General features: G+C 67.1%; 10 protein-coding genes. 9 read left to right on the forward strand and 1 reads right to left on the reverse strand.

The features are described 5' to 3' along the window. Nucleotide 1: 1 nt before the first annotated feature. Nucleotides 2-898 carry a LysR family transcriptional regulator gene (locus ACXAJT_RS03865; protein ID WP_475233182.1) on the reverse strand — a complete coding sequence of 299 codons (897 nt, stop codon included), beginning with the start codon at nucleotides 896-898 and terminating at the stop codon, nucleotides 2-4. A gap of 144 nt (nucleotides 899-1,042) precedes the next feature. Here ACXAJT_RS03865 and ACXAJT_RS03870 point away from each other — a divergent pair, with 144 nt between their 5' ends. The 9 genes from ACXAJT_RS03870 (at nucleotide 1,043) to ACXAJT_RS03910 (ending at nucleotide 12,487) form a co-directional block, all read left to right on the forward strand. Further along, a complete protein-coding gene (locus ACXAJT_RS03870) occupies nucleotides 1,043-1,855 on the forward strand; it encodes a VOC family protein (RefSeq protein WP_475233183.1) in 813 nt (270 codons plus the stop codon). 4 nt (nucleotides 1,856-1,859) lie between these two features. After that, nucleotides 1,860-2,843, forward strand: coding sequence for a glutathione S-transferase family protein (locus tag ACXAJT_RS03875; protein ID WP_475233184.1), 984 nt, complete (start codon nucleotides 1,860-1,862; stop codon nucleotides 2,841-2,843). A gap of 145 nt (nucleotides 2,844-2,988) precedes the next feature. Further along, on the forward strand, nucleotides 2,989-3,942 hold the full coding sequence (locus tag ACXAJT_RS03880) for a GAF domain-containing protein (RefSeq protein WP_475233185.1): 954 nt from the start codon (nucleotides 2,989-2,991) through the stop codon (nucleotides 3,940-3,942). A gap of 173 nt (nucleotides 3,943-4,115) precedes the next feature. Then, complete coding sequence (gene adh / locus ACXAJT_RS03885) at nucleotides 4,116-5,633, forward strand: aldehyde dehydrogenase (RefSeq protein WP_475233186.1); 1,518 nt, start codon at nucleotides 4,116-4,118, stop codon at nucleotides 5,631-5,633. Nucleotides 5,634-5,867: 234 nt separating this feature from the next. Further along, on the forward strand, nucleotides 5,868-6,560 hold the full coding sequence (locus tag ACXAJT_RS03890) for a metal-dependent hydrolase (protein ID WP_475233187.1): 693 nt from the start codon (nucleotides 5,868-5,870) through the stop codon (nucleotides 6,558-6,560). A gap of 289 nt (nucleotides 6,561-6,849) precedes the next feature. Continuing rightward, nucleotides 6,850-7,863, forward strand: coding sequence for a hypothetical protein (locus ACXAJT_RS03895; protein ID WP_475233188.1), 1,014 nt, complete (start codon nucleotides 6,850-6,852; stop codon nucleotides 7,861-7,863). Nucleotides 7,864-8,004: 141 nt separating this feature from the next. Then, nucleotides 8,005-9,153 carry a VPS10 domain-containing protein gene (locus ACXAJT_RS03900; protein ID WP_475233189.1) on the forward strand — a complete coding sequence of 383 codons (1,149 nt, stop codon included), beginning with the start codon at nucleotides 8,005-8,007 and terminating at the stop codon, nucleotides 9,151-9,153. A 192-nt stretch (nucleotides 9,154-9,345) separates the two neighbouring features. Beyond that, nucleotides 9,346-11,217: a vanadium-dependent haloperoxidase gene (locus ACXAJT_RS03905; protein WP_475233190.1), complete on the forward strand. Its 1,872-nt coding sequence runs from the start codon at nucleotides 9,346-9,348 to the stop codon at nucleotides 11,215-11,217. A 157-nt stretch (nucleotides 11,218-11,374) separates the two neighbouring features. Next, nucleotides 11,375-12,487, forward strand: coding sequence for a hypothetical protein (locus ACXAJT_RS03910; protein WP_475233191.1), 1,113 nt, complete (start codon nucleotides 11,375-11,377; stop codon nucleotides 12,485-12,487). The last annotated feature ends 85 nt before the right edge of the window (nucleotides 12,488-12,572 follow it).

Consider the following 12,572-nt stretch of genomic DNA (forward strand, 5'->3'; position numbering starts at 1 on the left):
GCTAGCCCGCCAGCAGGTGGGTCTTCACGTCCTCCGCCGCAAAATCTACCAGCGCGCGCACCTTGCGCGGCAGCATCCCGCCTTCGAGATAGACCGCGCTCAGATCATGCTGCGGTTTTTCCTCGTCCGCGAGCAATTCCACGAGCCGCCCCGCCTCGATGTCGCCGGTGACCACGAACTCCGGGCAATAGGCGATGCCCTGCCCCGCCAGCGCCATGTCGCGCGCCACCCTCGCGCTGTTCACCGCAAAGCGGCTGGCGATCTGCACCTCGCGCAGCGCGCCCTCGGCACCGAAGCGCCAGCGCGGGCTGCGCTGGTTGCTGTCATGGATGCAGGCGTGCGCGCCCAGCGCCTCAGCAGTCTCGGGCGCCCCATGCTCGGCCACGTATTGAGGCGCCGCCACCACCTTCATGCCGAACCGGCACAGCCGCCGCGCCTTCAGCGTGTTGTCGGTCAACCGCCCGATGCGAAAGGCCAGATCGATGCCCTCCATCGCCAGATCGGTATAGGCATCCGACAACCGCAGTTCGACCGTCAGTTCCGGATGCGGCGCGGCAAAGCGGCTCAGCAGGTCGGCGGCGTAGATCTCGCCAAAGGTCAGCGGCGCCGCCACCCGCAGCACGCCGGAAAAGCCGCGCGCCTCATGCTCGACCGACCCCAGCAGCACCTCCAGTTCTTCCAGCCACGCCGGCGCCCGCGCCAGCAGCTTCTCGCCCGCCGGCGTCAGCCCGACCCGCCGGGTCGTGCGCTGCAGCAGCCGCGTGCCCAGTCGCGTCTCCAGTTCCGCCACGTATTTTGAGGTCAGCCGGTTCGACACGCCCATGCGCTCGGCGGCGGCGGTGAAAGAGCCGGTCTGCGCTGTGGCGACGAAGGCGCGGATCTGGTCGACGATGTCCATGGCTTATTCCGAACGCTGCGAGGATAGTATTACCACATACTCGCCATTTCTTTCCAAAACACCAGCCCGCATATTCTCCTCAACGGCAGCGAGCGCTGCCCCCACACATCCCCGCCCAGCGGAACGAAGTTACGGAGAGAGATCATGGCAACCAGCGACGCCCCCCTCGACATCGGCCAAGTAAGCCTGACGGTGAACGACCTCGCAAAGGTCGGCGCGTTCTACCAATCCGCCCTCGGCCTCGAGAAACTCTCGGATGACGGCACCGAGGCCCGCTTCGGGGCCCATGGCCGCAGCCTCATCGCGCTGCGTCAGGACAAATCCGCGCCGCGCCACACCCCGCGCGACACCGGCCTCTTCCACACCGCCTTCCTGCTGCCCTCCCGCGCTGACCTCGGCGCTTGGCTGCGCCATGCCGCCGAAACCCGCATCCCGCTGCAGGGGGCCTCGGACCACCTCGTCAGCGAGGCGCTCTATCTCGCCGACCCCGAGGGCAATGGCATCGAGATCTACATCGACCGCCCGCGCGATCAGTGGACCCACCGCGACGGCGAGATTGTAATGGCAACCAATCACCTCGACCTGCAAAACCTTGCCGACAGCGCCACCGCCAAATGGCAGGATGCGCCCGACGGCACCGTGGTCGGCCATGTGCACCTGCAGGTGGGCCAGCTGACCCCGGCCGAGGCCTTCTACTCCGACACCCTCGGCATGGAGGTCACCAACCACTACCCCGGCGCCACCTTCTATGGCTCCGGCGGCTATCACCACCACCTTGCCTCGAACATCTGGAACAGCCGCGGCGCAGCGCCGCGAAGCGGCCCCGCCACCGGCCTGACCGAGATCGAACTGCGCGGCACCAAGGCCGAGATCGCCGCGATCCGCAGCCGCGCCCGCGCCGAAACCCCGCTGACCGACCCGTGGGGCACCACCTTCACCCTGAGCCAGAAGGACTGAGACCATGCTGATCGACGGAAAATGGACCGCCAACTGGCAACCCGTGCAGAAAGCAGACGAGAAGGGCCGTTTCGTGCGGCAGGAATCGAGCTTCCGCAACTGGATCACCTCGGACGGCAGCGCTGGCCCCACCGGCACCGGCGGCTTCAGGGCCGAGGCCGGGCGCTACCGGCTCTATGTGGCGCTGATCTGCCCCTGGGCCTCGCGCACGCTGATCGCGCGCAAGCTCAAGGGCCTCGAAGAGATCATCCCGGTCACCGTGGTGAACCCGCGGCTCGACGATCAGGGCTGGAGCTTCGGCGGCTTTCCCGGCACCGACGTCGACCCGCTCTATAGCGCGCAGCACCTGCACGAACTGTATACCCGCGCCGACCCGCATGTCTCGGGCCGCGCCACCGTGCCGGTGCTCTGGGACGCGCAGCAGGGCGTCATGGTAAACAACGAAAGCGCCGACATCGTGCGCATGTTCGACACCGCCTTCGAAGAGATCGCCCCTTCAGACATTCGCCTCGCCCCCGACGCGCTGCGCCCGCAGATCGATGAGGAAAGCGCCCGCATCTACCGGCTCTACAACAACGGCGTCTACAAGGCTGGCTTTGCCAGCAGCCAAGAGGCCTACGATGAGGCTGTGACCGAGCTGTTCGAAGAGATGGCCCGCATCGAGGCACGCCTGTCCGACGGCCGCCCGTTCTATTTCGGCGACACGCTGACCGAGACCGACATCCGCATCTTCGTCACCTCGATCCGCTTCGACGCGGCCTATCACGGCCTCTTCAAATGCAACATCCGGCGGCTTGAGGATCACCCGTATATGCACACCCATATGCTGCGGATGCTTGGCACCGGCGGCATCGCCGAAACGGTGGACCTCGATCACATCAAGGCGGGCTATTATGGCATCAAGGCGCTGAACCCGCCGCGCATCATCCCCGCCGGCCCCGCCGGACTGGAGGCTCAGATCGCCGCGGCCAAAGCGGCGCTCGCCTGAGCGCCAGCCGCTTCTTCTCTTCAAAAATACGCAAATCCGCCCCGCGGCCCAAGGCGCGCCGCGGGGGCACGCGCGCATCTGTCCGGAAATGTGACTTGGCGACGGCCGGTCATGCTGTATCGTCAGCCCCCGGAGGACAGCACCCATGACAATCGCATCGAGGCACGCCGCCCGCGTGATGGAAACCGCGACCGATCCTGCCGCAGCCGCGCGCTCGCGGCTGGCCGCCTCGTGGCGCCGGTCGCTGTCGCACCACGGGCTCGATCCGGCGCAGAAGGACGGCGTCCAGACGATCACCCAGCAGGCGCTCACCGAACGCATGCAGCGCTCGGAAGTCATGCTGCGCATCGCCGCGCCGAAGATCGACGCGCTGCACCAGATGCTCGGCAGCTCGGGCTGCGGCGTGCTGCTCACCGACGCCGAAGGCGTGGTGCTCGACCTGCGGGCGGGCGATGGCGACATGGGCGTTTTCCGGTCGTGGGGCCTCATCCCCGGCTCCGACTGGTCCGAGGCCTCCGAAGGCACCAATGGCATCGGCACCTGCATCGCCGAAGCGCGCCGCGTGGTGATCCACCGCGACGAGCATTTCCACGCCCGCAACACCGCGATGAGCTGCATGGATGCGCCGATCTTCGGCCCCGAGGGCGAACTCATCGGCGCGCTCGATGTGTCCTCGGCGCGCGCCGACCAGACCGAGGCGTTCAACCGTCTGATCGCCGCCATGGTCGCCCAGACCGCCCGGCAGATCGAGGCCGACACTTTCCGCGCCGCCTTCCCCGAGGCGCGCATCATCGTCGCCGATGCCGAAGACAGCGAGGCTTCGGTGCTGCTGGCGGTGGACCGCGACGATCTGGTGCAGGGCGCCACCCGCGCCGCGCGCCGCTCCTTCGGGCTGGAAAGCAGCGGACCGCTCTCGGCGCGCCCGGCCAGCGATCTTTTCGGGCGCGAGGATGGCCCATCGGGCTTTGAACGCGCCGAGCGTGCCGCCATGGTGCGGGCGCTGGCGCGCGCCAAGGGCAATGTATCGGAGGCTGCGCGCACGCTCGGCGTCGGCCGCGCCACCTTCTACCGCCGGATGAAAAAGCTGGGCCTGTCGTAGCAGGCGCGCAGCGCGCCCTTCCCCGCGCCGCCACCGCCAACTCTACCCCGCACCTGTCTCACCGCTGAGACAGGTGCGCCCTCCCGGCCTCTCCGCGCCGGGTGACGCCGCCTTCGGTAGCCCCCAAACTCCTTGCATACCCGGTGGAGGACCGGGCTCTGAGGAGGACAATCATGAACGAAATGACCCAGGTCGCGGCCGAGTATAAATCGCCGTTCCGCACCCGCTACGACAACTTCATCGGCGGCAAGTTCACCGCTCCGGTGAAGGGCCAGTATTTCGACAACATCACCCCGATCACCGGCGCGAAGGTCTGCGAGGTCGCCCGCTCCACCGCCGAGGACGTGGAGCTTGCGCTCGACGCCGCCCATGCCGCGCGCGAGGCTTGGGGCAAGACCTCGGCCACCGAACGCTCGAACATCCTGCTGAAGATCGCCGACCGCATCGAAGAGAACCTCGAGTTCATCGCCACGGCGGAAACATGGGACAACGGCAAGCCGATCCGCGAAACCACCGCCGCCGACATTCCCCTTTCGGTCGACCACTTCCGCTACTTCGCGGGCGTGCTGCGGGCACAGGAAGGCAACATGTCCGAGATCGACCACGACACCGTGGCCTATCACTTCCACGAACCGCTCGGCGTGGTCGGGCAGATCATCCCATGGAACTTCTCGGTGCTGATGGCGGCATGGAAGCTCGCCCCCGCCCTCGCCGCCGGCAACTGCATCGTGCTGAAACCGGCCGAGCAGACCCCCGCCGCGATCATGGTGCTGATCGAATGCATCGCCGATCTGCTGCCCGATGGCGTGCTCAATGTGGTCAACGGCATGGGCGCCGAAGTGGGCGCGCCGCTCGCCAGCAGCCCGCGCATCGCCAAGATCGCCTTCACCGGCTCCACCGAAACCGGCCGCAAGATCATGCAGGCGGCAACCGAGAACCTGATCCCGGTGACGCTGGAACTGGGCGGCAAATCCCCCAATATCTTCTTCTCGGACGTGATGGCCGAGGACGACGCCTATCTCGACAAGGCGGTCGAGGGCTTCGTGCTCTTTGCCTTCAATCAAGGCGAGGTCTGCACCTGCCCCAGCCGCGCCCTCATCCAAGAGGACATCTACGAGGAGTTCATCAAGCGCGCCATCGCCCGCGTCGAGGCGATCAAGCGCGGCGACCCGCGCGAGATGGAAACCATGGTCGGCGCGCAAGCCAGCCAAGAGCAACAGGAGAAGATCCTGAGCTACCTGACCATCGGCGTCGAGGAAGGCGCCGAGGTGCTGACCGGCGGCAAGGCGGCGCAGATCGACGGGCTGGAAAACGGCTTTTATATCGAGCCGACGATCCTCAAGGGCCACAACAAGATGCGGGTCTTCCAAGAAGAGATCTTCGGCCCGGTGGTGTCCGTCACCACCTTCAAGGACGAGGCCGAGGCGCTCGCCATTGCCAATGACACGATGTACGGCCTCGGCGCTGGCGTCTGGACCCGCGACGGCACCCGCGCCTACCGCTTTGGACGCAACATCGAAGCGGGCCGGGTCTGGGTGAACAACTACCACGCCTATCCCGCCCACGCGGCCTTCGGCGGCTACAAGCAATCCGGCGTCGGGCGCGAGAACCATAAGATGATGCTCGACCACTATCAGCAGACCAAGAACATGCTGGTCAGCTACAACCCCAACAAGCTGGGCTTCTTCTGATCAGCCTTCCCTGATCTCCCAGCTTCCCGAGCAGCGCGCCGGCGTATCCCCACCCCTCGCATACGCGCCGCTCGGGAGGTCTGCCGGCCAAGCCCTCCCGCTTGGTCGGCAGTTCCTTTTCCGCAGCTTCCCGCCCCCTTCCCACCGCTGCGTCACCCGGTCGCTTGCCCGTCATTCTCTCCGTGCTACCCTCCGCGAAGACTCAAGACTGACGCATAGTTACGGAGAGATTTCATGAACATCATCTGGCTTGGCCACGGCAGTTTCCGCATCGAGATCGAGGATCAGATCCTGCTCATCGACCCTTGGGTCATCGGCAATCCCGTCTTCCCCGAAGACCGGGTCGAGGACGCGCTGAAGGACGTCACGCAGATCCTCATCACCCACGGCCATTTCGACCACACCGACAATGCCGTCGAGGTCTCGCAGCGCACCAAGGCGCCGCTCTCGGGCATGGTCGAGCTTGCCGGCCAGTTGCATGGCAAGGGCGCGATCGAGGGCCACGCCTTCAACAAGGGCGGCACCATCACCTTCGGCAAGGTCAGCGTGAGCATGGTTCCCGCCTCGCACAGCTCGTCGCTGCCCACCGAGGCCGGCCCGAAATACGCGGGCATGGAAACCGGCTTCATCATCAAGGGCGAAGGCAAAACCATCTACTTCTCGGGCGACACCGCGATCATGGCCGACATGGCGTGGATCGGGCAGTACTACAAACCCGACATCGGCATTCTCAGCGCCGGCGGCTACTACACGATGGACATGGAGCAGGCGGCGTGGGCATCGAAGACCTACTTCGATTTCGACACGGTCATCCCCTGCCACTACCGCACCTTCCCCGCGCTCGAACAATCCGCCGCCAAACTGGCCGATGGCCTTCCCGGCGTGCAGGTGATCGAGCCCGAAGTGCTGCTGCCGATCACGCTCTAAGCCGCGCAACGCGAGCCGGGCAAGCGCCTGCCCGCGGGGTGGCGCTGCAACTGCCGAGGGCAGCGCTTTGTCCCGGCCAAGTCCGTACGGCCTCTGAGCTTTGCACAAACGCACCATAGCGCCAGCCCGCCGGGACGGGCTGGCGCTCGACCGGCGCCTTCGGCTTGTTGCCGCGCGGCCCTGATCTCTGCTCCAGAAACCACAGCCCCGCCCGCCCGCGCGGCCATCCGCTTCCGGGCGCGGCCCTTCCCGCCTATAGTGCCGCAAACACGGGCAAAGGCCGGGCAGAATGACAGGCACCACCGGGCGCACCACCGAGCGCGACATCCCGCTCAGCATCCTCATCGTCGGACAGGCCGGGCGCCTGCAATACGAGGCCGTGCTCTTTGCCCTGTCGCTGGATGCCGCCACGCCCGAGGGCCACACACAGCTCTACGTCGCCGAACCGCAACCGGGCCCGCTCTGGCCCGATGACCCGCGCATGGCACCCGAAGCCTGCGACATCCTGCGCGATCTCGGCGCCGAAATCGTCCCCTTCGAAAGCCGCCACTTCGGCCACGCCTACCCCTATGGCAACAAGATCGAGGCGCTCTTTGCGCTGCCGCCGGGCGCGCCCTTCGTGTTCTTCGACACCGACACGCTGATCACCGGCGATCTGTCCGAGGTGCCTTTCGATTTCACCCGCCCCACCGCCTCGATGAAACGCGAAGGCACCTGGCCGAAGATCGAGCTTTACGGCCCCGGCTACACCGAAATCTGGAAATCACTCTACGACCGGTTCGGGCTCGATTTCCAAAGCTCGCTCGACCCAAACTGGCCCGACGAATACTGGCAGCACTACCTCTACTTCAACGCCGGCTTCTTCTTCTACGAATGCCCGCGCCGCTTTGGCTGCCGCTTCCTCGAAATCGCGCTGGCCATCCGCGACGACCCGCCCAAGGCGCTGCAATGCCAGAGCCTCGATCCGTGGCTCGATCAGGTGGCGCTGCCGCTGGTGATCCACGGCCTCGGCGGCGGGCGGGACACGCTGCCCGAGGGGATGCTCGACGGCAGCCACAGTTGCCACTACCGCGCCTTGCCCCTGCTCTACGCCCGTGAAAGCGATGAACTGGTCGCCTTCTTGGAAGCCATCGCCGCGCCCAACCGGGTGAAGAAGCTGCTGAAAGAGCACGAACCCTTCCTGCGCTACATCTATCAGGGGCGCGGCGCCAAGGTGCGCGGCATGTTCGACCGCAGCGACCTGCCCCGGCGCGAACAGGGCATCCGAAACCCGCTCAAACGCGCGGGTCTGTGGATGCGGTGACCGGATACGCGTTCCGGGTCGAGTGCCCCGTTGACCGCCTTCGCGACTTTCCGCGCGCCCGTCAAAAACCCGTCAGGGATCTCCGCGACTCATGTTAGGTTGATATCAACTCATCTTGGGCCATCGCAGGGAGATCCCCAAATGACCACAGCCCCTACGCTTCTCGTCGGCACCACGAAAGGCGCATTCTTGGTCAACCAAGGCGCCGACGGCTGGACCGCCTCGGGCCCCTTCTGCGAGGGCTGGCCGATCAACCATATGGCGGGCGATGCGCAAACCGGCACCATCTGGGCCGCTGGCGGCAACGAATGGTTCGGCGCGGGCGTATGGCGGCGAAATGGCTCCGCCGACTGGCAACTGTCGAAACTGGCGGGCGGGCAGATGGACGAATGGATGGCCGCCGATCCCGACCTCGCCGCGCAGCTTGGCGCCGCCCCCTCTGGCCCCGCCCCGTTCACCGGACAGTTGCAGGCGCTCTGGTCACTGAAAGCCACGCCCGGCACGCTGTATGCCGGGGGCAAACCCGCCGCTCTCTACGCCAGCACCGACGACGGCAAGAGCTGGGAGGAAGTCGAAAGCCTGCGCAATCACCCCTCCGCCGACAGCTGGACCCCGGGCGCCGCCGGGCTGACGCTGCACACCATTGTCACCGATCCCGCCGATCCGAACCGCATGTGGCTGGCGATCTCCGCCGCCGGGGTGTTTGCCACCGAGGACGGCGGCGCCACGTGGGAGCGCCGCAACCGCCGCTCCAACGCTCCCGCCAAGCCCAGCCCCCACCCCGCCGCAGGCGACGGGCATGAGACCGGGCACTGCGTGCACAACATGGGCCGTGCCGCGGGCGAGGCCGATCTGCTCTATCAACAGAACCACCACGGCGTGTACCGCTCGCGCGATGGCGGGCGCAGTTGGGACGAGATCACCCAAGGGCTGCCCTCGACCTTCGGCTTTCCCATCGGCGTGCATCCAACCGACCCCGACACGCTGTGGACCCTGCCGCTCAACGGCGACATGGCCGGGCGCTTCCCCCCCGAGGCCAGCGCCGCCGTCTGGCGCTCGCGCGATGGCGGTGAAAGCTGGCAGGCCTGCCGCGAAGGGCTGCCGCAGCGCGGCTGCTATTTCACCGTGCTGCGCCAAGCCATGGCGGTCGACAACGCCAGCCCCGCCGGGGTCTATTTCGGCACCAACTCCGGCTCGGTCTTTGGCTCTGCGGACGAGGACGAGAGCTGGCACGAACTTGTCCGGCACCTGCCCACGGTGCTTTGCGTCGAGGTGATGCCGCGCGCCTGAGGCGCGGCAGATTCCGCCAAATCCGCGGCAGATCGCCCTCAAACCGTCACGAACCGCGCCGCAGGTAAGGAAATCCCCCAGCCTCGGGTAAGGGGTTCCGCCATCGGGCGTGGCCCGGCGCAGGGGTAGCCTTTGGGCAGCGACCGGCACGACCGGCTCGCGCTCCCGTCCCCCTAGCCCCGAGGCCCCGTCATGCCGCAGAACTTCACCGGAAACCCCGCCTTCAGGCAAAAGCAGGCGCAGGCCATTCGCCAGCACGCCGCCGAGCTTGCCTTCGACCGCGAGCACAGCCCTCACCGCAACAATGGCGACGAGTCGCTGAGCGGCGTGCCGATGAGCTTCACCAAGGGGCTTAGCCACGATCCCGCGACGCTGCTGGTCGAGAACCCCGACCACTTCAAGTTGTTCCGCCTTGCCATCGCGCATGGCGTCGTCGACTATTTTACCGTGGCCGTGCCGCCCAACGGGCTCAACGGCGGCGATCACCGGCAATGGGAGGCGCCCACCGCCGGCCATGTCTTCTCGCTCGAAGGGCCCGATCCGCAGGCCGTCACCATGCCGCCCGCGCCCAAGCTCGGCAGCGCGCAGCTGACCTACGAGATGGCCGAGGTCTACGAGCTGGCGCTGCTTCGCGACGTGCCTTTCGCGCTGTTCTCAGAAACCCCGCCCGCGGGCGCCGACGCCGCGCAAAGCGCCCGCGTCGCCGACACCCTTACGCGTCTGAACGCGCTGGCCTATGCCACCGGCGGCTATAGCGACGAAACCGACCCCACCACAGGCCATGTCACCGAGGCGCGCCCGCGCAAGCGTGGCGGCTGCGGCACGGTCGCCGCGGGCACGATGTTCCGCGGCTCGGCGCCCGGCGTCGAAACCGGCCCGTATCTATCGCAGTTCCTGCTGATGGGCACCGGCACCGTCGGCGGGCTCGAAAGCGCCACCGACGGCTATGTCGGCTACGGCGCGCAGCGCATCGACCAGCGCGTGCCGCAGGCCGTACATGAAGACGACTACATGATGGACGAGGCCAGCTATCTGGCGATCCAGAACGGCGCCGACGTGCCCGGCGATCAAAAGCAGTCCTTCGTGCCCGGGGCCCGCCGCTTCATCACCACGCCGCGCGACATGGCCACTTATGTGCATTTCGATGCGCTTTATCAGGCCTATCTCAACGCCTGCCTGATCCTGCTCGGTCAGGGTGCGCCCTTCGACAAAGGGTTCGACCACCTGTCGGGCATGGGATCCTATGCCGCCTCCGGCACCGGCGGCTTTGCGCTCTGGGGCGGGCCGCATGTGCTGACGCTGGTCACCGAGGTCGCGACCCGCGCGCTCAAGGCGGTGCGCTTCCAGAAGTTCAACAACCACCGCCGCCTGCGCCCCGAGGCACTCGCCGCACGGCTGCAAAAGGCCACCGAGATCGCCGCCGCCACCGGCATCACCGCATTTGAAGACATGCGCGACGCGCTCGACACTGCGCCCGGCGGAACCCCCAGCCTGCTTGCGGAGATTCGCGCGCACAACCAAAACCTTGCGGGGGCGGATACGGTGCTGCTGCCGATGGCCTTCAAGGAAGGCTCGCCGATGCACCCGGCCTATGGCGCCGGTCATGCCACCGTCGCCGGGGCCTGCGTCACCGTGCTCAAGGCGTTCTTCGACACCGATGCCGAACTGGTGGAGTACCGCCCGCTTGGCCAGCCGGGCGCGACGCCGCAGATCGGCTTCCAACGCCCCGACGCCGTCGATGTGCTGCGCCACGTGCAGTTCGTGCCGCCGCCCGACGGCATCGGCGATCTCAGCGTTGAAGACGCGCCCGCACCGCTGACGCTCGAGGGCGAGTTGAACAAGCTGGCGGCCAACATCTCGATCGGACGCAACATGGCCGGGGTGCATTACTTCACCGATTATTACGACAGCCTGCGCATGGGCGAGAAGGTGGCACTCGGCATCCTTGGCGAACAGGCGCTGTGCTACACCAAGGACCTGTTCGAGATGACCGTGCACCCCTTCGACGAGGCCGCCGCGCTGCACAGCGTCTCGTCGGGTGGCGTCTCGCCGTTCTTCTCCTGACGCTCAGCGCCGGAGCCGCGCCCGGCACCCACAAAATGGAAGGCGGCCCGCGCCGCCCTCCTTTGCCCCACCTGCGTTAACGATTTGGCAAGACTTCCCCGCAGCGCGACGGCTCCACCGTCCGCTGCGCAGCTTTCGCTTCCGAAAGGGACCTCTCATGTCGATCCCCGCACTTCTCGAAGCCGCGCTCAGCGTTCTGGCGGTGATGATCCTCTTCACCCTGCTGGCCACCGCAATCAACGAAGCCATCGCCGACAATCTGCGCAACCTGCGCGGCAAGACGCTAGCTCAGGTGATCCACAACCTGCTCGACCGCGAGCGCACGCGCGGCACCGATGGTCCAGCCGGCACGGGCACAAATGTCCCCGCGGGGACAGGCCTGCTTGATGCCTTCTACGACCTGCCCGAGATCCGCGCCTTGATGCGCCCGCGCCATCGCTGGCTTGGCGGCGGTGCGGGCTTCGGCTCTGGCACGCGCCGCCCCTCGGCGATAGAGCCCCGGCGCGTTGCGCTTTCGGTGATGAAAGTGCTGCTCGACCCCAACGAGATGGCCGACCTCGAGGCGCGCGCCAGTAAAGAGCGCGATGCCTATCGCGCGCTTCTGGAGAAAAGCCTCTCGACCCTGCCCATCGGCGAGTTGAACCAGCGGCTGGCGCTGCGCAAGGTCGCCGACCTTTCGGCGCTGATCGACCACGAGATGCAAGAGTTCCGCAGCACGCTCGACGACCACCGCGCCCGCATCGAGGCGGACTATGCCGAGCTTCTCGCCCGCGCGCAGGGCTGGTATCTGCGCAGCACCCGCAAGATGCTCTTTGCCATCGGTCTGGTTCTGGCCATCGGCGCCAACATCGACCTGCTGGGCTATGCCGAACGGCTGATGACCGAGGACTCGCTGGGCACCCGCGCCGAGATCGCGCAGGCCATGGTCGCGGGGCTGCAGGCCACGCAACAGGCCGGCGCCGCTCCTGCCACAGACCTCAGCGCCCTGCGCACGGAATACGACTCGCTCTTGGCCTCGCTCGGCGCGCTGGATGTGCACCTCGGCTGGACCTGCCAGTCGGCACCCGAGAGTACGGCCCTGATCCCGATCTCGCATCATGTCTGCGAGGACGCAGAGGGCTACGCGTGGCCCTCGGTGCCGCAAGCCATTGGCTGGGTGCTCATCGCCTTCGGGGTGACGCTGGGCGCGCAGTTCTGGTTCGACCTCTTTCGCAAGCTGGTAGACCTGCGCACCGCCGGGCGCACCGTCACGCCGGGGCCCGGCGCCTGAGCCATGCGTCCCCGCGGGGACGGCTCGACCTTCAAACGGCGGCGCGAAACCCCCGCACCGCCCTCAGCGTCCCCGCGGGGACGGA

The organism is Salipiger sp. ABF4_146 (genome assembly GCF_056161345.1).